This window comes from Pseudomonas pergaminensis (assembly GCF_024112395.2).
Classification (GTDB): Bacteria; Pseudomonadota; Gammaproteobacteria; order Pseudomonadales; family Pseudomonadaceae; genus Aquipseudomonas; species Aquipseudomonas pergaminensis.
Genome location: NZ_CP078013.2, coordinates 5,650,169 through 5,674,792, shown reverse-complemented (window position 1 = coordinate 5,674,792; position 24,624 = coordinate 5,650,169). Strand labels below are relative to the sequence as shown.

Annotated in this window: 21 protein-coding genes and 2 tRNA genes; 22 read left to right on the top strand and 1 reads right to left on the bottom strand. The window is 57.9% G+C overall.

The annotated features are described in order from the left end of the window. The first annotated feature begins 286 nt into the window (after positions 1 to 286). The 6 genes from dnaJ (at position 287) to KUA23_RS25790 (ending at position 7,857) form a co-directional block, all read left to right on the top strand. Entirely contained in the window at positions 287 to 1,411 is a 1,125-nt protein-coding gene (dnaJ, locus tag KUA23_RS25815; protein WP_071489991.1) for a molecular chaperone DnaJ, read from the top strand. A 10-nt stretch (positions 1,412 to 1,421) separates the two neighbouring features. Continuing rightward, positions 1,422 to 2,228, top strand: coding sequence for a 4-hydroxy-tetrahydrodipicolinate reductase (dapB, locus tag KUA23_RS25810; RefSeq protein ID WP_078050221.1), 807 nt, complete (start codon positions 1,422 to 1,424; stop codon positions 2,226 to 2,228). Positions 2,229 to 2,487: 259 nt separating this feature from the next. Next, complete coding sequence (gene carA, locus KUA23_RS25805) at positions 2,488 to 3,624, top strand: glutamine-hydrolyzing carbamoyl-phosphate synthase small subunit (RefSeq protein WP_025857106.1); 1,137 nt, start codon at positions 2,488 to 2,490, stop codon at positions 3,622 to 3,624. 105 nt (positions 3,625 to 3,729) lie between these two features. Continuing rightward, positions 3,730 to 6,951: a carbamoyl-phosphate synthase large subunit gene (gene carB / locus KUA23_RS25800; protein ID WP_010206612.1), complete on the top strand. Its 3,222-nt coding sequence runs from the start codon at positions 3,730 to 3,732 to the stop codon at positions 6,949 to 6,951. Then, positions 6,948 to 7,424, top strand: coding sequence for a transcription elongation factor GreA (greA, locus tag KUA23_RS25795; protein ID WP_003235048.1), 477 nt, complete (start codon positions 6,948 to 6,950; stop codon positions 7,422 to 7,424). Before carB ends, greA begins: the two co-directional genes overlap by 4 nt. Positions 7,425 to 7,452: 28 nt before the next feature. After that, positions 7,453 to 7,857 carry an MFS transporter gene (locus KUA23_RS25790; RefSeq protein ID WP_078050220.1) on the top strand — a complete coding sequence of 135 codons (405 nt, stop codon included), beginning with the start codon at positions 7,453 to 7,455 and terminating at the stop codon, positions 7,855 to 7,857. Between the two features lie 19 nt (positions 7,858 to 7,876). On the opposite strand, the gene KUA23_RS25785 is transcribed toward KUA23_RS25790, so the two are convergent. After that, positions 7,877 to 8,185 (bottom strand): YhbY family RNA-binding protein, encoded by a 309-nt coding sequence (locus KUA23_RS25785; RefSeq protein ID WP_010206607.1) that lies wholly within the window; start codon positions 8,183 to 8,185, stop codon positions 7,877 to 7,879. Positions 8,186 to 8,291: 106 nt separating this feature from the next. Between KUA23_RS25785 and rlmE the strand changes: the two genes are divergently transcribed. The 16 genes from rlmE to KUA23_RS25705 all read left to right on the top strand — a co-directional run bounded on the left by rlmE (position 8,292) and on the right by KUA23_RS25705 (position 24,514). Then, complete coding sequence (rlmE, locus tag KUA23_RS25780; RefSeq protein WP_010206606.1) at positions 8,292 to 8,942, top strand: 23S rRNA (uridine(2552)-2'-O)-methyltransferase RlmE; 651 nt, start codon at positions 8,292 to 8,294, stop codon at positions 8,940 to 8,942. 200 nt (positions 8,943 to 9,142) lie between these two features. Further along, the gene (gene ftsH / locus KUA23_RS25775) at positions 9,143 to 11,053 is read left to right on the top strand and encodes an ATP-dependent zinc metalloprotease FtsH (protein ID WP_010562674.1); all 1,911 of its coding nucleotides are present in this window, start codon (positions 9,143 to 9,145) and stop codon (positions 11,051 to 11,053) included. An 8-nt stretch (positions 11,054 to 11,061) separates the two neighbouring features. After that, on the top strand, positions 11,062 to 11,913 hold the full coding sequence (folP, locus tag KUA23_RS25770) for a dihydropteroate synthase (protein ID WP_078050219.1): 852 nt from the start codon (positions 11,062 to 11,064) through the stop codon (positions 11,911 to 11,913). A gap of 16 nt (positions 11,914 to 11,929) precedes the next feature. Further along, positions 11,930 to 13,267, top strand: a complete 1,338-nt coding sequence (glmM, locus tag KUA23_RS25765) for a phosphoglucosamine mutase (protein ID WP_078050218.1) — start codon at positions 11,930 to 11,932, stop codon at positions 13,265 to 13,267. Positions 13,268 to 13,333: 66 nt separating this feature from the next. Next, on the top strand, positions 13,334 to 14,089 hold the full coding sequence (tpiA, locus tag KUA23_RS25760) for a triose-phosphate isomerase (RefSeq protein ID WP_078050217.1): 756 nt from the start codon (positions 13,334 to 13,336) through the stop codon (positions 14,087 to 14,089). 4 nt (positions 14,090 to 14,093) lie between these two features. Continuing rightward, positions 14,094 to 14,477 (top strand): preprotein translocase subunit SecG, encoded by a 384-nt coding sequence (gene secG / locus KUA23_RS25755; protein ID WP_010206600.1) that lies wholly within the window; start codon positions 14,094 to 14,096, stop codon positions 14,475 to 14,477. Between the two features lie 21 nt (positions 14,478 to 14,498). Next, positions 14,499 to 14,584: transfer RNA gene (locus tag KUA23_RS25750), tRNA-Leu, on the top strand. Between the two features lie 96 nt (positions 14,585 to 14,680). Then, a tRNA-Met gene (locus KUA23_RS25745) sits at positions 14,681 to 14,757 on the top strand. A 140-nt stretch (positions 14,758 to 14,897) separates the two neighbouring features. Then, positions 14,898 to 15,356 (top strand): ribosome maturation factor RimP, encoded by a 459-nt coding sequence (gene rimP / locus KUA23_RS25740; protein ID WP_003235029.1) that lies wholly within the window; start codon positions 14,898 to 14,900, stop codon positions 15,354 to 15,356. 47 nt (positions 15,357 to 15,403) lie between these two features. Then, positions 15,404 to 16,885, top strand: a complete 1,482-nt coding sequence (gene nusA, locus KUA23_RS25735; RefSeq protein ID WP_025857112.1) for a transcription termination factor NusA — start codon at positions 15,404 to 15,406, stop codon at positions 16,883 to 16,885. A 27-nt stretch (positions 16,886 to 16,912) separates the two neighbouring features. Then, a complete protein-coding gene (infB, locus tag KUA23_RS25730) occupies positions 16,913 to 19,438 on the top strand; it encodes a translation initiation factor IF-2 (protein ID WP_078050216.1) in 2,526 nt (841 codons plus the stop codon). A gap of 159 nt (positions 19,439 to 19,597) precedes the next feature. After that, on the top strand, positions 19,598 to 19,993 hold the full coding sequence (gene rbfA, locus KUA23_RS25725; RefSeq protein ID WP_122540399.1) for a 30S ribosome-binding factor RbfA: 396 nt from the start codon (positions 19,598 to 19,600) through the stop codon (positions 19,991 to 19,993). 3 nt (positions 19,994 to 19,996) lie between these two features. Further along, positions 19,997 to 20,914 carry a tRNA pseudouridine(55) synthase TruB gene (truB, locus tag KUA23_RS25720; RefSeq protein WP_025857114.1) on the top strand — a complete coding sequence of 306 codons (918 nt, stop codon included), beginning with the start codon at positions 19,997 to 19,999 and terminating at the stop codon, positions 20,912 to 20,914. A gap of 115 nt (positions 20,915 to 21,029) precedes the next feature. After that, entirely contained in the window at positions 21,030 to 21,299 is a 270-nt protein-coding gene (gene rpsO / locus KUA23_RS25715) for a 30S ribosomal protein S15 (RefSeq protein WP_003177875.1), read from the top strand. A gap of 194 nt (positions 21,300 to 21,493) precedes the next feature. After that, a complete protein-coding gene (gene pnp, locus KUA23_RS25710) occupies positions 21,494 to 23,599 on the top strand; it encodes a polyribonucleotide nucleotidyltransferase (RefSeq protein WP_017528788.1) in 2,106 nt (701 codons plus the stop codon). 294 nt (positions 23,600 to 23,893) lie between these two features. Further along, positions 23,894 to 24,514, top strand: a complete 621-nt coding sequence (locus KUA23_RS25705) for a BON domain-containing protein (protein ID WP_078050215.1) — start codon at positions 23,894 to 23,896, stop codon at positions 24,512 to 24,514. Positions 24,515 to 24,624: the final 110 nt, after the last annotated feature.

Genomic DNA, 24,624 nt, shown 5'->3' with positions numbered 1-24,624 from the left:
GTGACTGGTAGGATGTCGCCGCGCGGGAGCTTGCTCCCGCGTTGGCGTGTCTGGGGTATGTGAATTTTTACAGCATGCGACAGTGTTCGGGTGCTGGCGGTGTGATCGGGAATGCTCCTGCTTTCCGAGCAATAAATACCGCATTTTGGCCGGGTACCTGGCTAAAAGTAGTAATGACCAGGATCGTTGAATTGACGTGAGTTGGGTCCGGGCCTGTATTGGGGCTCAACGAGTTTGGCAGGGCTCAGGAGGGTCTGGCTGAACGTCCTTAAGAGTGCAAAGACTTATGGCAAAGCGTGACTATTACGAAGTGTTGGGTGTGGAGCGCGGCTCCAGCGAGACGGACCTGAAGAAGGCCTACCGTCGCTTGGCGATGAAGCACCACCCGGACCGTAATCCGGACAGCAAAGAATCCGAAGAGATGTTCAAAGAGGCCAATGAGGCCTACGAATGCCTGTCTGATCCCAACAAGCGTGCGGCCTACGACCAGTATGGCCATGCCGGTGTCGACCCAAGCATGGGCGGCGGCGGTGCCGGTTTTGGCGGTCAGAACTTCTCCGACATTTTCGGCGACGTATTCAGCGACTTCTTCGGCGGTGGTCGGGGTGGTCAGCGTGGTGGTGCCCAGCGTGGCAGCGACTTGCGCTACACGCTGGAGTTGAACCTGGAAGAAGCCGTGCGCGGTACCAGTGTCAATATCCGTGTGCCGACGCTGGTCAACTGCAAGCCGTGCGATGGCTCGGGCGCCAAGAAGGGCTCGTCGCCCATCACCTGCCCGACGTGCGGTGGTATTGGTCAGGTCCGCATGCAGCAGGGCTTCTTCTCGGTGCAGCAGACCTGCCCGCGCTGCCATGGCCAGGGCAAGATCATTTCCGATCCGTGCGACTCCTGTCACGGCGAAGGTCGTGTCGAAGAGTACAAGACGCTGTCGGTAAAAGTGCCGGCTGGCGTGGATACCGGTGACCGTATTCGCTTGTCGGGCGAAGGCGAGGCGGGTACCCAGGGTGGGCCTACGGGCGACCTGTACGTGGTGATCAATGTGCGCGAGCACTCGATCTTCCAGCGCGACGGCAAGCACCTGTTCTGTGAAGTGCCAATCAGCTTTGTTGATGCGGCGCTGGGTGGCGAGTTGGAGATTCCGACCCTTGATGGTCGCGTCAAGCTCAAGATCCCTGAAGGCACGCAGACCGGCAAACAGTTCCGCATCCGTGGCAAAGGCGTTGCGCCGGTGCGCGGTGGTGGTGCTGGTGACCTGATGTGTCGTGTGGCGGTGGAAACGCCGGTCAACCTGAATCGCCGTCAGCGCGAACTGCTGGAAGAGTTCCGCAGTTCGATGGAGGGTGATGACTCCCACTCGCCGAAAACCGCGGGCTTTTTCGATGGCGTGAAGCGCTTCTTCGGCGACCTGTAAGGAATTGAGTATGCGACGTATAGCCGTAATGGGCGCTGCCGGGCGCATGGGCAAGACGCTGGTCGAAGCGGTGCAGCAGCGCTCGCCGGCCTCCGGGCTGACCGCGGCGATCGTTCGTCCGGGCAGCACGTTGATTGGCGCGGATGCCGGTGAGTTGGCTTCGTTGGGGCGTATCGGTGTTTCGTTGTCCGGCAACCTGGAGCAGGTAGCCGACGAGTTCGACGTGCTGATCGATTTCACCCTGCCGGATGTGATGCTGAAGAACCTGGCTTTTTGCCGCAAGGCGGGCAAGGCGATGGTGATCGGCACCACCGGTTTGACGCTTGATCAGAAGCAGTTGCTGGTGGAGGCGGGCAAGGATATTCCTATCGTCTTCGCAGCCAACTTCAGCGTGGGTGTGAACCTGTCGCTCAAGCTGCTTGATCTGGCGGCCCGTGTGCTCGGGGATGAAGCGGATATCGAAATCATCGAGACCCATCACCGCCACAAGATCGACGCACCTTCGGGCACCGCGCTGCGCATGGGTGAGGCGATTGCCGATGCGCTCGGTCGCGACTTGTCGAAAGTGGCAGTGTACGGGCGCGAAGGCCATACCGGTGCGCGTGCGCGTGACACCATCGGGTTTGCAACCGTACGCGGTGGTGATGTGGTGGGGGATCACACCGTATTGTTCGCCACGGAGGGTGAGCGCCTGGAAATCACGCACAAGGCGTCCAGTCGCATGACATTTGCCAAGGGGGCGGTACGTGCTGCGCTCTGGCTGGAAGGTCGCGAGGCGGGCCTTTATGACATGCGCGATGTGCTGGATCTGCACTAATCAGTAGCAAAAAAGGGGTCTCAAGCTTATGCTTAGGCCCCGTTTTTACCCGCTAAGCGACGCCCTGTCGCATTCCCCTGCCTTTAAGGCTCATTAGCGGTGGACCAAAAAAGCCTTTTTCTGTAAGCTACAGCTTTAGTGTGTCCACTAAAAGCGCGCAGAATAATTCAGTGAAGAAGCGGGGTGACGTGTCCATACGTCACTCCGCTTTTTTACAACCTGCGATCGCCCTTTCAGGCTTTATTTACGGGAGGTCTTCTTGACTAAGCCAGCCATACTCGCCCTTGCTGATGGCAGCATTTTTCGCGGCGAAGCCATTGGAGCCGACGGTCAGACCGTTGGAGAGGTGGTGTTTAACACTGCCATGACCGGCTATCAGGAAATCCTTACCGATCCTTCCTACGCCCAACAGATCGTTACCCTGACCTATCCGCACATCGGCAACACCGGTACTACACCGGAAGATGTCGAGTCTGATCGTGTCTGGTCGGCCGGTCTGGTGATTCGCGACCTGCCACTGGTTGCGAGCAACTGGCGTAACACGATGTCGCTGTCCGATTACTTGAAAGCCAACAACGTTGTGGCGATCGCTGGTATCGATACGCGCCGCCTGACACGCATCCTGCGTGAAAAAGGCTCGCAGAACGGCTGTATCATGGTCGGTGACAATATTTCCGAAGAGGCGGCGATTGCCGCAGCGCAAGGCTTCCCTGGCCTGAAGGGCATGGACCTGGCGAAAGTCGTCAGCGTCAAAGAGAAGTACGAGTGGCGCTCCACGGTCTGGGACTTGAAGACGGACAGCCACGCGACCATCGATGCTGCCGAGTTGCCTTACCACGTGGTCGCCTACGACTACGGTGTGAAGTACAACATCCTGCGCATGCTGGTCGAGCGCGGTTGCCGCGTGACCGTGGTGCCGGCGCAAACCCCGGCCAGCGACGTGCTCGCCCTGCAACCGGACGGCGTGTTCTTGTCCAACGGCCCGGGTGACCCTGAACCTTGCGACTACGCTATCCAGGCGATCAAGGACGTGCTGGAAACCGAGATTCCAGTATTCGGTATCTGCCTCGGCCACCAGTTGCTGGCCCTGGCCTCCGGCGCCAAGACCCTGAAAATGGGGCACGGCCACCACGGTGCCAACCACCCTGTGCAAGACCTGGACACCGGCGTTGTGATGATCACCAGCCAGAACCACGGTTTTGCGGTAGATGAAGCCACCTTGCCGAGCAACGTGCGCGCCATTCACAAGTCGCTGTTCGACGGTTCGCTGCAGGGTATCGAGCGCACCGATAAGAGCGCGTTCAGCTTCCAGGGCCACCCTGAAGCCAGCCCGGGCCCGAACGACGTAGCGCCGCTGTTCGACCGTTTCATCAATGAGATGGCCAAGCGACGCTGACTGAGCGGCCTGCGGGCGGCCCCGGATCTCGGTGGCCCCCGCAGGCTCTTCAAAGATTGTTCAAGACGGCTTGCCGACTGACCTGCGGATTTGAGTGACAAACCCATGCCAAAACGTACAGACATAAAAAGCATCCTGATTCTCGGCGCTGGCCCGATCGTGATCGGCCAGGCCTGCGAATTCGACTACTCCGGCGCCCAGGCCTGTAAAGCCCTGCGCGAGGAGGGCTACCGCGTCATCCTGGTGAACTCCAACCCAGCCACCATCATGACCGACCCGGCCATGGCCGACGCTACCTACATCGAGCCGATCAAGTGGCAGACCGTTGCCAAGATCATCGAAAAAGAGCGTCCAGACGCACTGCTGCCAACCATGGGCGGCCAGACTGCACTGAACTGCGCCCTGGACCTGGAGCGCGAAGGCGTCCTGGAAAAATTCGGCGTAGAGATGATCGGCGCCAATGCCGACACCATCGACAAGGCTGAAGACCGTTCGCGTTTCGATAAGGCCATGAAATCCATCGGCCTGGCTTGCCCGCGTTCCGGTATCGCCCACAGCATGGAAGAAGCTAATGCGGTCCTCGAGACCCTGGGCTTCCCGTGCATCATCCGTCCGTCCTTCACCATGGGCGGCACCGGTGGCGGTATCGCATACAACCGTGAAGAGTTCGAAGAGATCTGCGCCCGCGGCCTGGACCTGTCGCCGACCAAAGAGCTGCTGATCGACGAATCCCTGATCGGCTGGAAAGAATACGAGATGGAGGTGGTCCGCGATAAGAAGGACAACTGCATCATCGTCTGCTCCATCGAAAACTTCGACCCGATGGGCGTGCACACCGGTGACTCGATCACCGTGGCTCCGGCACAAACCCTGACCGATAAGGAATACCAGATCCTGCGTAACGCCTCCCTGGCGGTATTGCGCGAGATCGGCGTGGAAACCGGCGGTTCCAACGTTCAGTTCGGTATCTGCCCGAACACTGGCCGTATGGTCGTGATCGAGATGAACCCGCGTGTATCCCGTTCGTCGGCCCTGGCATCGAAAGCCACCGGCTTCCCGATCGCCAAGGTCGCTGCCAAGCTGGCCGTGGGCTACACCCTGGACGAATTGTCGAACGACATCACCGGCGGCAAGACCCCGGCGTCCTTCGAGCCATCCATCGACTACGTGGTCACCAAGCTGCCACGTTTTGCCTTCGAGAAATTCGCCAAGGCTGATGCACGCCTGACCACCCAGATGAAATCTGTGGGTGAAGTCATGGCCATCGGTCGCACGTTCCAGGAATCCCTGCAGAAAGCACTGCGCGGCCTGGAAGTGGGCGTTTGCGGCCTGGACGAGAAACTCGACCTGAGCAACCCGGAAAGCATGAGCGTGCTCAAGCGCGAGCTGACCGTGCCTGGCGCCGAGCGTATCTGGTACGTGGCTGACGCCTTCCGCGCCGGCATGACCGTCGAAGACATCTTCGGCATGAACATGATCGATCCGTGGTTCCTGGTACAGATCGAAGATCTGATCAAGGAAGAAGAGAAGGTCAAGACCCTGGGTCTGGCCAGCATCGACCGCGACATGATGTTCCGCCTCAAGCGCAAGGGCTTCTCCGACCAGCGTCTGGCCAAATTGCTGGGTGTGACCGAGAAGAACCTGCGCACACATCGCCACAAGCTGGAGATCTTCCCGGTCTACAAGCGCGTTGACACCTGCGCGGCCGAGTTCTCTACCGACACCGCCTACCTGTACTCCACCTATGAGGAAGAGTGCGAAGCCGCGCCGTCGGGTCGCGACAAGATCATGATTCTGGGTGGCGGTCCAAACCGTATCGGCCAGGGTATCGAGTTTGACTATTGCTGCGTCCACGCCGCCCTCGCGCTGCGCGAAGATGGCTACGAGACCATCATGGTCAACTGCAACCCGGAAACCGTTTCCACCGACTACGACACCTCCGACCGCCTGTACTTCGAGCCAGTGACCCTGGAAGACGTGCTGGAAATCGTACGCGTCGAGAAGCCGAAAGGCGTGATCGTCCAGTACGGCGGCCAAACCCCGCTGAAACTGGCGCGTGCCCTGGAAGCCGCCGGCGTTCCGATCATTGGCACCAGCCCGGACGCTATCGACCGTGCAGAAGACCGCGAGCGCTTCCAGCAAATGGTTGAGCGCCTGAACCTGCGTCAGCCGCCAAACGCCACTGTGCGCAGCGAAGACGAAGCCATCCGTGCAGCCAGCAAGATCGGCTACCCGCTGGTGGTGCGCCCGTCCTATGTATTGGGCGGCCGTGCGATGGAAATTGTCTACGAAGAAGAAGAGCTCAAGCGTTACCTGCGCGATGCGGTGAAAGTGTCCAACGACAGCCCGGTGCTGCTTGACCACTTCCTCAACTGCGCCATCGAGATGGATGTGGATGCGGTCTGCGACGGTACCGATGTAGTGATCGGCGCGATCATGCAGCACATCGAACAGGCTGGCGTTCACTCCGGTGACTCCGCTTGCTCGCTGCCGCCTTACTCGCTGCCGGCGCACATCCAGGACGAGATGCGCGAACAGGTCAAGAAAATGGCCTTGGAATTGGGCGTAGTCGGCCTGATGAACGTACAGTTGGCGCTTCAAGGCGAAGACATCTACGTCATTGAAGTCAACCCGCGTGCTTCGCGTACCGTGCCATTTGTTTCCAAGTGCATCGGTGTCTCCCTGGCCATGATCGCTGCCCGCGTGATGGCAGGTAAGACCCTGAAGGAAATCGGCTTCACCAAGGAAATCATTCCAAACTTCTACAGCGTGAAAGAGGCGGTGTTCCCATTCGCCAAGTTCCCGGGTGTGGACCCGATCCTGGGCCCAGAGATGAAGTCCACCGGTGAAGTGATGGGTGTAGGCGATACCTTCGGTGAAGCTTTCGCCAAGGCCCAGATGGGCGCCAGCGAAGTACTGCCGACCGGCGGTACTGCCTTCATCAGCGTGCGTGATGACGACAAGCCACTGGTTGCAGGTGTAGCCCGTGATCTGATCAACTTGGGCTTCGAAGTCGTGGCCACTGCCGGGACCGCCAAGCTGATCGAAGCTGCCGGCCTGAAAGTGCGTCGCGTGAACAAGGTGACGGAAGGCCGTCCGCACGTGGTCGACATGATCAAGAATGACGAAGTCACGCTGATCATCAACACCACCGAGGGGCGTCAATCGATCGCGGATTCCTACTCCATTCGTCGTAACGCCTTGCAGCACAAGATCTACTGCACCACCACCATTGCTGCTGGCGAAGCCATCTGCGAAGCGCTCAAGTTCGGTCCGGAAAAGACCGTGCGTCGCTTGCAGGATCTACACGCAGGATTGAAGGCATGACCAAATACCCAATGACCGTCCAGGGCTTTAAGGCCCTGGAAGAGGAGCACGCCCATCTGACCAAGGTCGTACGTCCAAAGCTGAGCCAGGACATCGGTACGGCCCGCGAGCTGGGTGACCTGAAGGAAAACGCCGAATACCATGCTGCCCGCGAGCAGCAGGGTATGGTCGAGGCGCGGATCCGTGACATCGAAGGCCGCCTGCAGAACTCGGTGGTCATCGACGTGACGACCATTCCGAAGACTGGCAAGGTGATTTTCGGCACGACTGTGGAAATCGCCAACGTCGAGACTGACGAAAGTGTGGTCTATCACATCGTTGGCGAAGATGAGGCTGACTTTAAACTCGGCAAGATTTCTGTCGGTTCCCCACTTGCCCGCGCCTTGATTGCCAAGGAAGAGGGCGATGTGGTGGCTGTGAAGACGCCAGGCGGCGTAATCGAGTACGAGATCGTTGAAGTTCGTCACGTCTGAAAGGCGGCGCCCGCTTCGTGCGGGCGCCATGCTTTGGCAGCTTTCCCAGATGCTTTGGGTCGGCGGCCTGTGGTTGTTGCATATTGGTGTACTGCCGGCGCTGGGCCTTATTGGCCTGGCACCGTTGCTGATCGATGAGATCGATGGATTGCTCAGCGCGTTGCTGGTGGGTTTCGCGGCGGCGTGCGTGACGCTCCAGGCGTTGGTGCTGGTCAAGGCCGAGGGCTTGGGGAGTCTATGGCGGGATATTCGCGGGCAACTGCTGTTGATGGCGCTGTATGCGTGCGCAATGTTTTGCGTGGTGCATGTCTGGCTGCCGGAGGCGTTGCGCTGGCAGCTGTTCAGCTATCTTGTGCTAGGGTTCTCCGGCCTGGTGCTGGTCATGCAGCCGGCACCGGGATGGAGTGGCAGGGCACGCGAAGCGCGCCCATGACCCTTTTGTAATTTAAACGCTACTTGAAGCGGTGTACGTTCGACAGTTGCTTGTTGACGCTGAAGTTCTTGCGATAAAGCAGCGCCATCTTGCCGATGACCTGGACCAGGTCCGCTTTGCCCACCTTGCACAGTTCTGCAATGGCGGCCAGGCGCGCTTCGCGGTCAAGGATGTTGACCTTGATCTTGATCAGTTCATGATCGTTCAGTGCACGTTCGAATTCGGCTAACACACCTTCAGTCAAACCGTTATCTGCCACAATCAGAACTGGTTTCAGATGGTGGCCAATGGATTTGTACTGTTTCTTCTGCTCTTGAGTGAGCGGCATAATCTGACCCCTGCGTCTGATCTTGTAAAAAGCGGCGGCCAGTTTACCCGAGCGAGTCCGGGACCGCCCAGTTAATCACGACCCGTTTTATTTTTCGAGGTGGCCCGTGGCCCGTTCCAAAACCAGCCTTAAGTGGCTACAAGAACATTTCAACGATCCTTACGTCAAAAAGGCGCAAAAGGACGGCTACCGTTCCCGGGCCAGCTACAAGCTGCTGGAGCTGCAGGACAAGGACAAATTGTTTCGCCCCGGCATGAGCGTGATCGACCTGGGCGCCGCCCCGGGTGGCTGGTCCCAGGTGGCCAGTCGTCTGATTGGTGGGCAAGGCCGCTTGATCGCTTCCGACATCCTGGAGATGGACAGTATCCCGGATGTGACCTTTGTACACGGTGACTTTACCCAGGACGCTGTCCTGGCCGAGATCCTGGAAGCTGTAGGAAATTCGCAAGTGGACCTTGTGATTTCCGACATGGCCCCCAATATGAGTGGATTACCGGCTGTTGATATGCCGCGCGCCATGTTCCTCTGCGAGTTGGCACTGGATCTGGCGGGTCGGGTATTGCGTCCGGGTGGTGATTTCCTGGTCAAGGTCTTCCAGGGTGAAGGCTTCGACGAGTACCACAAGAACATCCGCAAGCTGTTCGACAAGGTACAGATGCGCAAACCGGACTCTTCTCGTGACCGGTCTCGCGAGCAGTATCTGTTGGCGCGGGGGTTCCGCGGGATCGAAGGCGCCGCCAGTGATGAGCGTCTTTGAAGGTTTGAAGGGAGTCGATAGGTTTTTTTATATCGCTTTCGTCACGAAGCTTTACGAATATTGTGTAGTCAAAGTTTCACAAAGGGTTACAGACGGCGCCTGCCAGTGTTGTAGGTAATGTAGTAAGTTAGGCCGGTGAATATCATGCGAAGCGCGCGCCAGTAGCGGAGCTTGCTTCAGAGGGTAGTTAATTGAACGATATGGCAAAGAATCTGATCCTGTGGTTGATCATCGCGGCTGTCCTGGTGACGGTGATGAACAACTTCTCCAGCCCTAACGAGCCGCAGACCCTCAACTATTCCGACTTCATCCAGCAAGTTAAGGATGGCAAGGTCGAGCGCGTAGCGGTTGATGGCTACGTGATCACCGGCAAACGCAACGATGGCGACAGCTTCAAGACCATTCGTCCGGCAATCCAGGACAACGGTCTGATCGGCGACCTGGTGGACAACCACGTGGTTGTCGAAGGCAAGCAGCCTGAGCAGCAGAGCATTTGGACCCAGTTGCTGGTAGCCAGCTTCCCGATCCTGGTGATCATTGCCGTGTTCATGTTCTTCATGCGCCAGATGCAAGGCGGTGCGGGCGGCAAGGGCGGGCCGATGAGCTTTGGCAAGAGCAAGGCACGCCTGCTCTCCGAAGATCAGGTGAAAACCACCCTGGCTGACGTTGCTGGTTGCGACGAAGCCAAAGAAGAAGTGGGCGAGTTGGTCGAGTTCCTGCGCGATCCGGGCAAATTCCAGCGCCTCGGCGGCCGCATTCCTCGCGGTGTGTTGATGGTTGGTCCTCCGGGTACCGGTAAAACCTTGCTGGCCAAGGCGATTGCTGGTGAGGCGAAGGTGCCTTTCTTCACCATTTCCGGTTCTGACTTCGTCGAGATGTTCGTCGGCGTGGGCGCCAGCCGTGTTCGCGATATGTTCGAACAGGCTAAAAAGCATGCGCCTTGCATCATTTTCATCGATGAAATCGACGCCGTTGGTCGCCACCGTGGCGCCGGCATGGGCGGCGGTCATGATGAACGTGAGCAGACCCTTAACCAGTTGCTGGTTGAGATGGACGGCTTTGAAATGAACGACGGCATCATCGTGATTGCTGCAACCAACCGTCCGGACGTTCTGGACCCTGCGTTGCTGCGTCCAGGCCGTTTCGACCGCCAGGTTGTGGTTGGCTTGCCGGATATCCGTGGTCGCGAACAGATCCTGAAAGTACACATGCGCAAAGTGCCAATGGGTGACGACGTGGCTCCGGCCGTGATTGCCCGTGGTACTCCAGGCTTCTCCGGTGCCGACCTGGCCAACCTGGTCAACGAGGCTTCGTTGTTTGCTGCCCGTACCGGCAAGCGCATCGTGGAGATGAAAGAGTTCGAATTGGCGAAAGACAAGATCATGATGGGCGCCGAGCGCAAATCCATGGTCATGTCCGAGAAAGAGAAGCAGAACACCGCTTATCACGAAGCCGGTCACGCCATTGTCGGTCGCGTTGTGCCTGAGCACGACCCGGTCTACAAAGTGTCGATCATTCCTCGTGGTCGGGCGCTGGGTGTCACGATGTTCCTGCCGGAAGAGGATCGCTATAGCCTCTCCAAGCGTGCACTCATCAGCCAGATCTGCTCGCTGTACGGTGGCCGGATTGCTGAGGAGATGACCCTGGGCTTCGATGGTGTCACTACCGGCGCTTCCAACGACATCATGCGTGCCAGCCAGATTGCACGGAACATGGTGACCAAGTGGGGCTTGTCGGAAAAACTCGGCCCGCTGATGTATGCCGAGGAAGAAGGCGAAGTGTTCCTAGGTCGTGGCGGTGGCGGTCAAAACGCCAGTTTCTCCGGTGAGACAGCCAAGCTGATCGACTCCGAAGTGCGCAGTATCATTGACCAGTGCTACGGCACGGCCAAGCAGATCCTGACTGATAACCGCGACAAACTGGACGCGATGGCCGACGCGCTGATGAAGTACGAGACCATTGATGCCGACCAGATCGACGACATCATGGCTGGCCGCACGCCGCGTGAGCCTCGCGATTGGGAAGGCGGTTCGGGCACCTCTGGCACTCCGCCGGTGGTTCAGAATGAACGCCCTGAAACCCCGATCGGCGGCCCTGCAGCCGACCACTAAGGTTTGAAATGACTTCTGCGTTGTCCTCCACCCGGTTGCCTTGCGGCAACCGGGTTCTTGATTTGGCCCATACACATGTCATGGGCATTCTTAATGTAACCCCTGACTCCTTTTCCGACGGTGGCCGCTTCAGCCAGCTTGATGCTGCATTGCGTCATGCAGAGGCGATGGTCGCCGCAGGGGCGACGCTGATTGATGTCGGTGGTGAGTCGACTCGGCCTGGCGCTCGCGTGGTTTCTCCCTTGGAGGAGCTGGAGCGAGTCGCGCCAATAGTCGAGCGCATTGCGCGTGAGCTGGATGTGATCATCTCGGTGGACACCTCGACGCCAGCAGTGATGCGCGAAACTGCGCGGCTGGGCGCGGGGTTGATCAACGATGTGCGCTCCCTCCAGCGCGACGGTGCCCTTGATGCTGCTGCCGCGACCGGGTTGCCGGTGTGCCTGATGCATATGCTCGGAGAGCCCGGCAATATGCAGGACAATCCTCACTATGATGACCTTGTGGGCGAAGTCAGCGGTTTCCTCGCTGAGCGGGTCGCTCAATGTACTGTCGCGGGGATTGCTGCGGAAAAGATCATCCTTGATCCCGGCTTTGGCTTCGCCAAGACCCTGCAGCACAATCTAAGTCTGTTCAAGCATATGGAATCCCTGCATGCCCTTGGTCGACCCCTTCTGGTCGGCGTTTCGCGCAAAAGCATGATAGGGCTGGCCCTGAATCGCCCGGTGGGTGAGCGGCTGTACGGTGGTCTTGCACTGGCAGCGCTTGCAGTAAGCAAAGGCGCGCGTATCTTGCGTGTGCATGATGTTGCCGAAACAGTGGATGTGGTGCGCATGATTGCCGCAGTAGAATCAGCCGAATAAGAATGATGGAGCACTTATGACTAAGAAATACTTTGGCACCGACGGTATCCGTGGTCGGGTCGGCGAATACCCGATTACTCCTGATTTCATGCTCAAGCTAGGTTGGGCTGCGGGCATGGCGTTCCGGAGCATGGGCGCTTGCCGCATCCTGGTGGGTAAAGACACTCGTATTTCCGGTTACATGTTCGAATCCGCACTCGAGGCTGGCCTGTCCGCCGCGGGCGCAGATGTCATGCTGCTAGGCCCCATGCCGACACCGGCGATCGCTTACCTGACGCGTACCTTTCACGCTGAAGCCGGTATTGTGATCAGTGCTTCGCACAATCCTCATGATGACAACGGCATCAAATTCTTCTCGGGGCAGGGCACCAAGCTGCCGGACGAGATCGAGTTGATGATCGAAGAACTGCTGGATGCGCCGATGACGGTGGTTGAGTCCAGCAAGCTGGGCAAGGTGTCGCGAATCAATGACGCCTCTGGCCGGTATATCGAATTTTGCAAAAGCAGTGTGCCCAGCAGCACCAATTTCGCCGGCCTGAAGATTGTGGTCGATTGCGCACATGGCGCGACCTACAAAGTGGCGCCAAGCGTATTCAAGGAATTGGGCGCGGACGTTACAGTCCTGTCGGCCCAGCCTAACGGGCTGAACATCAATGACAACTGCGGCTCCACACACATGGAGCAATTGCAGGCCGCCGTCCTTGCCGAACATGCCGACCTGGGCATTGCTTTTGACGGTGACGGTGACCGTGTGCTGATGGTGGATCACACCGGGGCCATCGTTGATGGCGATGACCTCTTGTTCATCATTGCCCGCGACCTGCACGAGCGTAACAAGCTGCAAGGTGGTGTTGTCGGTACCTTGATGAGTAACCTGGGGCTTGAATTGGCCTTGGCGGACCTGGGTATTCCGTTTGTGCGCGCCAATGTCGGTGACCGCTATGTGATCGCCGAGTTGCTCGAGCGTAACTGGCAGGTGGGTGGCGAGAATTCCGGTCACGTTGTCTGCTTCCAGCACACCACTACGGGCGATGCGATCATTGCTGCGCTGCAGGTTCTGCTGTCGCTGCGCCGTCGCGAAGAGAGCTTGGCCCAGGCGCGCCAGGCGCTGCGCAAATGTCCGCAAGTACTGCTGAATGTACGGTTTGCCGGCGGCGAAAACCCGATCGAGCACCCGGCTGTCAAAGAGGCGTGCGAGCGCGTGACCCTGGCAATGGCGGGGCGTGGCCGCGTGCTGTTGCGCAAGTCCGGCACAGAGCCGCTGGTGCGCGTCATGGTCGAAGGTGACGACGAAACACAGGTTCGCGGCCATGCCGAAGACCTGGCAAAACTAGTAACTGAAGTTTGCGCCTGAATTCGGCTTGCCAGTGATGATGTGGTTGGGTAACATCTGCGCCCACTTTGACCGACGAGGTACAGCATGCGTCGCACTATGGTAGCTGGTAACTGGAAGATGCACGGTACCCGCGCCAGTGTCGCTGAGCTGATCAATGGCCTTCGTCACTTGGCCTTGCCTAGCGGTGTCGATGTTGCGGTTTTTCCGCCTTGCTTGCATATCAACCAAGTGGTTGATGGCTTGAAAGGCAAGTCGATCCAGGTCGGCGCGCAGAACTCTGCGGTGGAGCCGATGCAAGGTGCGTTGACCGGCGAGATTTCGCCGAGTCAGTTGATCGATGCAGGTTGTTCCTATGTGCTTGTCGGGCACTCCGAGCGTCGTCAGATGATGGGCGAGCGTGATGGGACACTCAATCGCAAGTTCGCAGCGGCACAGGCTTGTGGCTTGATTCCAGTGTTGTGCATAGGGGAGACCCTGGAGCAGCGTGAATCGGGCAAGACTCTTGAAGTTGTCTCGCGTCAGCTGGGCAGCATCATCGAGGAGCTGGGTGTTGGTGCGTTTGCAAAGGCAGTTATTGCTTACGAGCCGGTCTGGGCTATTGGTACCGGGCTGACTGCTACACCGCAACAGGCGCAGGATGTGCACGCAGCCATCCGCGCGCAGTTAGCGGCAGAGAATTCTGAAGTCGCACAAGGTGTGCGTCTTCTATACGGCGGCAGCGTGAAGGCGGCCAATGCGGTCGAACTGTTCGGCATGCCGGATATCGATGGGGGGCTCATTGGTGGAGCTTCCCTGAATGCAGATGAGTTCGGTGCGATCTGTCGCGCCGCGGGAAACTGAAAAAATGCTGGAAACAGTCGTAGTCGTTTTTCATCTGTTGGCTGCCCTGGGCGTAGTTGCCCTGGTTTTGTTGCAACAGGGTAAAGGTGCGGATGCTGGTGCGTCTTTCGGTGCAGGTGCTTCAAATACTGTGTTCGGAAGCCAAGGTTCCTCTACCTTTCTTAGTAAGTTTACTGCTATACTTGCCGCCGGTTTCTTCATAACCAGCTTGGGGTTAGGTTACTTTGCTAAAGAGAAAGCTCATGTGCTGACTCAAGTAGGTCTCCCAAACCCAGCAGTGTTGGAAGTGCCAAAAGCAAAACCGGCTTCTGATGATGTCCCGGTGCTTCAAGAGCAAAAGTCGGCTACTCCAGCGACTGACGTACCTCCAGCTCAAGAGCAGAAGTAAGAAGGTTGTAAACGCTGTATTGCCGAGGTGGTGGAATTGGTAGACACGCAACCTTGAGGTGGTTGTGCCCATAGGGTGTAGGGGTTCGAGTCCCCTTCTCGGTACCAATTATCAGGAGAGCCCGCTGTTGCGGGCTTTCTTGTAGGTGGAAGGTTACATTGACCCTGTAAGGGATCGGTCGTATACTTCCGCCCCAGCTTTGTCGCGGGGTGGAGCAGTCTGGTAGCTCGTCGGGCTCATAACCCGAAGGTCGTCGGTTCAAATCCGGCCCCCGCAACCAGTTTTAGCGGAGCCCCTTTTAAGGGGCTTTTTGTTAGCTGGACACTTTCAACGCCGCTGTTCGACGGCGTTTCAAGGATGGGCGTTTCGCCCATTTTTTTATTTTGCACAGCATGCACATACATGCACGAGGGGGTTCAGGTGTCGAGCAAGCTAGAAGAGTTGCAGGCCTTGTTGGCCCCGGTGGTCGTGGCCCTAGGCTATGAATGCTGGGGTATTGAGTTTTCGGCTCAAGGTCGCCACTCAATGTTGCGCGTTTATATCGATAAAGAGGGCGGCGTGCTGGTGGACGATTGTGCCATTGTCAGCCGTCAGATCAGCGGTGTGCTGGATGTTGAAGATCCGATCTCCGTTGAATACACCCTCGAAGTTTCCTCGCCAGGCATGGAACGCCCACTGTTCACTATTGATCAGTTTGCAAAATTTGCCGGTGAACAAGTGAAGATCAAGCTGCGATCTCCCTTTGAAGGGCGACGCAACTTTCAGGGCCTTCTGCGCGGTGTAGAAGAACAGGATGTCGTGGTGCAGGTAGAAGACCATGAATTCCTGTTGCCGATCGATATGATCGACAAGGCCAACATTATTCCCAGTTTTGACTGAGACGCGGATCCCGCGGATCCAATGGCTTGCGAAAGGCGAGGCGTACGATGAGCAAAGAAGTACTGCTGGTTGTTGAGTCGGTATCCAATGAAAAGGGCGTACCGGCAAACGTGATTTTTGAAGCGCTGGAGCTGGCCCTGGCCACTGCTACCAAAAAGCGTTTTGAAGACGAAGTTGATCTGCGTGTGGAAATCAACCGCCACACCGGTGCCTATGAGACTTTCCGTCGCTGGACGGTCGTTGAAGAAGCCGATCTTGATGATCCGGCCATCGAAACCTGGCCAAGCAAGGTTGCCGAAACGCATCCTGGCGCCAAGGTCGGTGATGTCGTCGAAGAAAAGATCGAATCGATCGAATTCGGCCGTATCGCTGCACAGACCGCCAAGCAGGTCATCGTGCAGAAGGTTCGCGAAGCCGAGCGCGCTCAAGTCGTTGACGCCTATCGCGAGCGCCTGGGTGAAATCATCTCCGGCACCGTGAAAAAAGTCACCCGCGACAACGTGATCGTCGACCTGGGCAACAACGCCGAAGCGTTGCTGGCCCGCGAAGACATCATCTCTCGCGAAACCTTCCGTGTCGGCGTGCGCTTGCGTGCGTTGCTCAAGGAAATCCGCACCGAGAACCGCGGCCCTCAGTTGATCCTGTCGCGTACCGCGCCGGAAATGCTGATCGAGCTGTTCCGTATCGAAGTGCCGGAAATCGCCGAAGGCCTGATCGAAGTCATGGCTGCGTCCCGCGACCCGGGTTCGCGTGCCAAGATCGCGGTCCGGTCCAAGGACAAACGCATCGACCCGCAAGGCGCTTGCATCGGTATGCGCGGTTCGCGCGTCCAGGCAGTGTCGGGTGAATTGGGCGGTGAGCGTGTGGACATCGTCCTGTGGGACGATAACCCGGCGCAGTTCGTGATCAACGCCATGTCGCCGGCTGAAGTGGCGGCAATTATCGTTGACGAAGATGCCCATGCAATGGACATCGCCGTTGGCGCAGACAATCTGGCTCAGGCCATTGGTCGTGGTGGTCAGAACGTGCGTCTGGCCAGCCAACTGACCGGTTGGACCCTGAACGTGATGACCGAATCGGACATCCAGGCTAAGCAGCAAGCTGAAACCGGTGACATCCTGCGCAACTTCATCGAAGAGTTGGAAGTCGATGAAGACCTGGCGCAGGTGCTGGTAGATGAAGGCTTCACCAGCCTGGAAGAGATTGCCTACGTACCGTTGGAAGAAATGCTCAACATCGACGGCTTTGACGAAGACACCGTCAACGAGCTTCGCGCTCGGGCCAAGGATCGTTTGTTGACTAAAGCCATCGCTACTGAGGAAAAGCTGGCAGACGCCCATCCGGCCGAAGACCTGCTCTCGCTTGAGGGTATGGACAAGGATTTGGCGATGGAACTGGCGGTGCGCGGCGTAATTACCCGCGAAGACCTGGCCGAGCAGTCTATTGACGATCTGCTCGACATCGACGGCATTGACGATGATCGTGCCGGCAAGTTGATCATGGCCGCCCGAGCCCATTGGTTCGAGTAACTAGGCGCGGCCTGAGGAGAGAAGTGCATGACGCAAGTCACGGTGAAACAACTGGCCGATGAGGTCAAAACACCGGTAGAGCGCCTGTTGCAGCAGATGCGTGAGGCAGGTCTGCCGCACACCGCCGCCGATGAAGGTGTGAGCGATAGTGAGAAGCAGTCTTTGCTGACTCACTTGAAGAGCAGCCACAAGGCGAAAGTGGAAGAACCGCGCAAGATTACATTGCAGCGCAAAACCACCAGCACCCTGCGTGTTGCTGGTAGCAAGAGCATCAGCGTTGAAGTACGCAAGAAGAAAGTCTTCGTACAGCGCAGCCCGGAAGAAATCGAAGCCGAGCGCAAACGCGAACTGGAAGAACGTCGCGCAGTAGAAAATGCTGCTCGTCAGAAGGCTGAAGAAGAAGCCAAGCGTCGCGCCGAAGAAGAAGCGCGTCGCCAGCCTGCTGCTGCGCAACCCGCTGCCACTGAAGCGGTCGCCGCGCCTAGCGCGCCGGTAGAAGCTGTGCGTGAGGCCGCTCCGGTTGCCGCTGCACCAGCACCTGCTGCTGACGCCCGTAAACGCGACGAACCTCGTCGTCCGGACAAGCCACGTGCTGACGATAACAATCGTCGCGGTGGTGGTGGCGATGGCGAGCGCAAAAACGCTCCACATCGTGCTTCGGTCAAAGAGAAAGCGCCTGCTCCACGCGTTGCCCCGCGTACTACCGACGAAGAAAGCGATGGCTTCCGTCGTGGTGGTCGCGGCAAGGCCAAGCTGAAGAAACGCAACGCCCACGGTTTCCAGAGCCCAACCGGCCCTGTCGTGCGTGAAGTGAAGATCGGCGAGACCATCACTGTGGGCGATCTGGCCCAGCAGATGTCGGTCAAGGCAGCTGAAATCATCAAGTTCATGTTCAAGCTGGGTACTCCAGCCACCATCAACCAGGTACTGGATCAGGAAACTGCCCAGCTTGTGGCTGAAGAATTGGGCCACAAAGTGACCCTGGTCAGCGACACCGCCCTGGAAGATTCCTTGGCCGAGTCCCTGAAGTTTGAAGGTGAGGCTGTTTCCCGTGCACCGGTTGTGACCGTAATGGGCCACGTTGACCACGGTAAAACTTCCCTGCTCGACTACATCCGTCGTGCCAAGGTGGCTGCGGGCGAAGCCGGCGGTATCACCCAGCACATCGGCGCGTACCACGTTGAAACCGACCGTGGCATGGTGACGTTCCTCGATACCCCTGGTCACGCCGCGTTTACCGCAATGCGTGCCCGTGGTGCCAAGGCGACCGACATCGTGATCCTGGTGGTTGCAGCCGACGACGGCGTGATGCCACAAACCATCGAAGCCGTTCAGCATGCCAAGGCAGCTGGCGTTCCGTTGGTGGTTGCGGTGAACAAAATCGACAAGCCGGGCGCTGATCTCGATCGCATCCGTAGCGAACTGTCGGTTCACGGCGTGACATCCGAAGAGTGGGGTGGCGACACACCATTCGTACCAGTCTCCGCGAAGATGGGTACCGGCGTTGACGAACTGCTCGAAGCCGTTCTGTTGCAAGCCGAGGTTCTGGAACTGACCGCGACTCCATCGGCTCCTGGCCGTGGTGTGGTGGTTGAGTCCCGTCTCGACAAGGGCCGTGGCCCGGTTGCGACCGTTCTGGTTCAAGACGGCACCCTGCGCCAAGGCGACATGGTACTGGTCGGTTCGAACTACGGCCGTGTACGTGCCATGCTCGACGAGAACGGCAAGCCAATCAAGGAAGCAGGTCCTGCTATCCCGGTCGAGATCCTCGGCCTGGACGGTACCCCGGACGCTGGCGACGAGATGAGCGTAGTTGCCGACGAGAAGAAAGCCCGTGAAGTGGCTCTGTTCCGTCAAGGCAAGTTCCGTGAAGTCAAGCTGGCCCGTGCTCACGCCGGCAAGCTGGAAAACATCTTCGAGAACATGGGCCAGGAAGAGAAGAAGACGCTTAACATCGTCCTCAAATCTGACGTACGTGGTTCCCTCGAAGCGTTGAACGGCGCCTTGAATGGCCTGGGTAACGACGAAGTGCAAGTGCGCGTTGTCGGTGGCGGTGTCGGTGGTATCACCGAATCCGACGCCAACCTGGCATTGGCTTCCAACGCTGTACTGTTCGGCTTCAACGTGCGTGCCGATGCTGGCGCTCGCAAGATCGTCGAGCAGGAAGGCCTGGACATGCGTTACTACAACGTCATCTACGACATCATCGAAGACGTCAAGAAAGCCCTCACCGGCATGCTTGGCAGCGACGTCCGGGAGAACATCCTGGGTATCGCCGAAGTACGTGACGTGTTCCGCTCGCCGAAATTCGGCGCGATCGCCGGCTGCATGGTTGTCGAAGGCACCGTGTTCCGTAACCGTCCAATCCGTGTACTGCGTGAAGACATCGTTATCTTCGAAGGCGAGCTGGAATCCCTGCGCCGCTTCAAGGATGACGCTTCTGAAGTACGTGCCGGCATGGAATGCGGTATCGGCGTCAAGAGCTACAACGACGTCAAGGTTGGCGACAAGATCGAAGTCTTCGAGAAGGTTCAGGTTGCTCGCAGCCTCTAACTCGCGCACTTCCGGAGCCACGCGGCGTGTGGGCATGGAGATGCCCCGCACCGCGTACGGACTCTAAACGCAACGCCCGGTCTGGCTTTTGTCAGGCCGGGCGTTTGCCGCTTTCAGACCCCACGGGTTTCACCGTGTGGCAGTAACAGGTAACAAGACATGGCAAAAGAATACAGCCGTACCCAGCGTATCGGTGATCAGATGCAGCGCGAGCTGGCCCAACTGATCCGTCGCGAAGTCAAAGACCCACGCGTTGGCCTGGTCACCATCACCGCCGTTGAAGTGAGCCGTGACGTGGGTCACGCGAAGATCTTCATCACCGTGATGGGGCAGGACAGCAGCGAAGAAATCGCGCAAAGCATCAAGGTGCTCAATTCGGCGGCAGGTTTCCTGCGCATGCAATTGGCCCGTGAAATGAAGCTGCGCAGTGTTCCTCAGTTGCACTTCCACTACGATGAAAGCGTCGTGCGGGGTGCGCACCTGTCGGCACTGATCGAGCGCGCCGTGGCTGAAGACAGCCAGCGCCCGTCCACACCTGAAGACGCCAAGGAGTAAGCGGTGGCTCAGGTCAAACGTATCCGTCGCAACGTCAGCGGCATAATCCTGCTCGACAAGCCCATTGGCTTTACCTCCAATGCCGCATTGCAGAAGGTCCGCTGGCTGCTCAACGCCGAAAAGGCCGGGCACACCGGTAGTCTCGACCCCCTCGCCACCGGCGTACTGCCGTTGTGCTTTGGCGAGGCCACCAAGTTTTCGCAATACCTGCTCGATTCCGACAAGGGTTACGAAACCCTGATGCAACTGGGCAAGACCACCACCACGGCCGATGCCGAAGGTGATGTTCTGCAGGTTCGCGACGTGACCGTTGGTCGTGCTGATATTGAAGCTGCTTTACCCGGTTTTCGTGGGGAAATCAGTCAGATACCGCCGATGTACTCGGCGCTAAAGCGTGATGGCCAGCCTCTTTACAAGCTGGCGCGTGCGGGCGAAGTAGTGGAGCGCGAACCGCGTTCTGTTACTATTGCGCGCTTGGAATTGCTCGCCTGTGAAGGCGACACCGCCCGGTTGGCCGTGGACTGCAGCAAAGGCACCTATATCCGTACCCTGGTGGAAGATATCGGTGAGAAGCTCGGTTGCGGCGCGTACGTTGCAGAACTGCGACGCACCCAGGCCGGTCCTTTCAGCCTGGCCCAGACGGTCACGTTGGAAGAGTTGGAAGCGGTACACGCCGAAGGCGGCAATGAAGCGGTTGATCGCTTCCTGATGCCATCGGACAGCGGTTTGCTCGATTGGCCATTGCTGCACTTCTCGGAACACAGCGCGTTCTACTGGCTAAACGGCCAGCCGGTGCGTGCCCCGGATGCGCCGAAGTTCGGCATGGTGCGGGTACAGGATCATAACGGTCGCTTTATCGGTATCGGTGAAGTGAGCGAAGACGGGCGCATAGCGCCGCGTCGACTGATTCGGTCAGAATGACCGAACGAGTGTGGCTGTTAACAGGCACGGTCAACACTCATTTTTAGATACAGGGATTTGTCCCTGGCCTGTTGAAACTGCCCTTTGGGTGGTTTCCTGAAAAAAGGATTGCCTCATGGCTCTCGACGTTCAAGAAAAAGCACAAATCGTTGCTGACTATCAGCAAGCTGTTGGTGACACTGGTTCGCCAGAAGTGCAAGTTGCACTGCTGACCCACAACATCAACAAGCTGCAAGGTCACTTCAAGGCCAACGGTAAAGATCACCACTCCCGTCGTGGTCTGATCCGCATGGTAAACCAGCGCCGTAAGCTGCTGGACTACCTGAAAGGCAAGGATCTGGGTCGTTATCAGACTCTGATCGGTCGCCTGGGTCTGCGTCGCTAATAAGCGATTGCGCTAGAGGTTGGTTGTCTGCCGTGTGTCAGTGGGATTCCCGCTGGCCCATGGCAGGCTCCCAGCCTCAAGTTTTATCTGGATACACGTTTTACCCTGGACTAGCGTCGGGCCGATTCCCGGCATTGCCCAAGAATTTCGCAAGAAGACAAGTTCCCCAAGAGCCACAAAGAAGGTAGGACACCGTGAACCCGGTTATCAAAAAATTCCAGTTCGGTCAGTCGACCGTTACCCTCGAGACAGGCCGTATTGCCCGTCAAGCCTCCGGCGCAGTGCTGGTTACCGTTGATGACGACGTTACCGTACTGGTAACCGTTGTTGGCGCCAAGACCGCTGACCCGAGCAAAGGCTTCTTCCCTCTGTCCGTTCACTACCAGGAAAAGACTTACGCTGCCGGTAAGATCCCTGGCGGTTTCTTCAAGCGCGAAGGCCGTCCTTCCGAGAAAGAAACCCTGACTTCCCGACTGATCGATCGTCCGATCCGTCCGCTGTTCCCAGAAGGTTTCATGAACGAAGTGCAGGTTGTCTGCACCGTCGTTTCCACCAGCAAGAAGACCGATCCGGACATCGCTGCGATGATCGGTACCTCGGCTGCCCTGGCCATTTCCGGTATTCCTTTCGATGGCCCGATCGGCGCAGCCCGCGTTGCCTTCCACGAAAGCACCGGCTACCTGCTGAACCCGACTTACGAGCAACTGAAAGCATCGAGCCTGGACATGGTCGTTGCCGGTACCTCGGAAGCCGTATTGATGGTTGAATCGGAAGCCAAAGAGCTGACCGAAGACCAGATGCTGGGCGCTGTACTGTTCGCCCACGACGAGTTCCAGGCGGTCATCAAGGCTGTCACCGAGCTGGCTGCCGAAGCTGCCAAGCCAACCTGGACCTGGGCTGCTGCCCCGGAAGCCACCGAACTGCTGGGCGCTATCCGCTCCGAGTTCGGCGCTGCCATCTCCGACGCCTACACCATCACCGTCAAGGCCGACCGTTACGCTCGCCTGGGCGAGTTGAAGGACCAGGTTGTAGCCAAGCTGTCCGGTGAAGAAGGCCAGCCTTCCGCCAGCGACGTCAAAGCTGCATTCGGTGAAATCGAATACCGCACCGTTCGCGAAAACATCGTTAACGGCAAGCCACGTATCGACGGTCGCGACACCCGCACCGTACGCCCGCTGAACATCGAAGTCGGCGTTCTGCCGAAGACCCACGGTTCGGCCCTGTTCACCCGTGGTGAAACCCAGGCACTGGTTGTTGCGACCCTGGGCACTGCCCGTGACGCACAGCTACTGGACACCCTGGAAGGCGAGAAAAAAGACCCCTTCATGCTGCACTACAACTTCCCTCCGTTCTCGGTGGGCGAGTGTGGTCGCATGGGCGGTGCTGGTCGTCGCGAAATCGGTCACGGCCGTCTGGCCCGTCGTTCGGTCCAGGCCATGCTGCCGGCTGCTGACGTGTTCCCGTACACCATCCGTGTTGTGTCGGAAATCACCGAGTCCAACGGTTCCAGCTCCATGGCTTCCGTTTGCGGTGCTTCCCTGGCGCTGATGGACGCTGGTGTGCCAATGAAGGCGCCGGTTGCCGGTATCGCCATGGGCCTGGTTAAAGAAGGCGAGAAGTTCGCCATCCTGACCGACATCCTGGGTGACGAAGACCACCTGGGCGACATGGACTTCAAGGTAGCCGGTACCGCCAAAGGTGTGACCGCGCTGCAGATGGACATCAAGATCAAGGGCATCACCGAAGAGATCATGGAAATCGCCCTGGGCCAAGCCCTGGAAGCGCGCCTGAACATCCTCGGCCAGATGAACCAGATCATTGGTCAGTCCCGTACCGAGCTGTCGGAAAATGCTCCGACCATGATCGCGATGAAAATCGACACCGACAAAATCCGTGATGTCATCGGTAAAGGCGGCGCGACCATTCGTGCGATCTGTGAAGAGACCAAGGCTTCGATCGATATCGAAGACGACGGCTCCATCAAGATCTTCGGCGAAACCAAGGAAGCGGCTGAAGCTGCACGTCAGCGCGTTCTGGGCATTACCGCTGAGGCCGAGATCGGCAAGATCTACGTCGGTAAGGTTGAGCGCATCGTCGACTTCGGCGCATTCGTCAACATCCTGCCGGGCAAAGACGGTCTGGTTCACATCTCCATGCTGAGCGACGCTCGCGTTGAGAAAGTGACCGACATTCTGAAAGAAGGCCAGGAAGTGGAAGTGCTGGTTCTGGACGTGGACAACCGCGGCCGTATCAAGCTGTCCATCAAGGACGTAGCAGCAGCCAAGGCTTCGGGCGTTTAATCCCCCCGAGCTTTCAGCTGAAAAAGGGACTCTTCGGAGTCCTTTTTTTATGGGCGCTGGAAAGTAGCGGGAAATCAGCCGTTTAGCTGAATCCAAAAGCCGCAACTTGCATGCAGCCACGATGGTATTCATGCAACTTGCACGATTCCGAAAATTACGTGTTTTTATAACTTGTTGTTTTATATGAGTTTTATTGGCTCATCAAACTTGGCACACTGCCTGCAATATCCCTGTTAACGCTGCAGCATCAAGGTTTACGTACTGCAGACTTTTAATAAAACAGGAGTTACTCGTATGAAGAAGTTCGCTCTCGCTACTGCTACCGCTCTGACCCTGGCCATGGGTGCTAACGTAGCCTTTGCTCAGACTTCCCAAGCCCCTATGACCCTGGCGGCCGGTGAAGTGACCAAGGCTAAAGAGTCCACCTCGGATACCTGGATCACCACCAAAGTGAAAGCTGACCTGCTGACCGAGAAAGGTATTCCTGGTTCGGACATCAAGGTTGAAACCAACAAAGGTGTGGTTTCCCTGTCCTCCGACGTCGCTATTTCGGACTCGCAAAAAGCGACCGCTGTAGCCATCACCAAGAAAATCAAAGGTGTGACTGCTGTTTCTGCTGATGGCCTACTGGCTGGCGGCGCAACCAAAGCTGATGGTATCGATAAAACCAAGGGCGCAGCTGCTAGCGCTAAAGAGTCCACCTCGGATACTTGGATCACCACCAAAGTCAAAGCTGATCTGGTAACCGAAAAAGGCATTCCTGGTACCGACATCAAAGTCGAAACCAACAAAGGTGTAGTTTCCCTGTCTTCGACCGTAGCGGTCACTGAAGCTCAGAAAACTACCGCGGTGAATATCACCAAGAAAATCAAAGGCGTTAAAGCTGTATCGGCCGACGGCCTGAAAGCAGAGTAACGCTGGAGGAATTCGTCTGAACTAGGCGGCAGAGAGTGAGCTAGTTATCCACTCAACGCACCACACAGGTTCATGCGACCGGCCACAAGGATGTGGTCATTAAAGGCCCC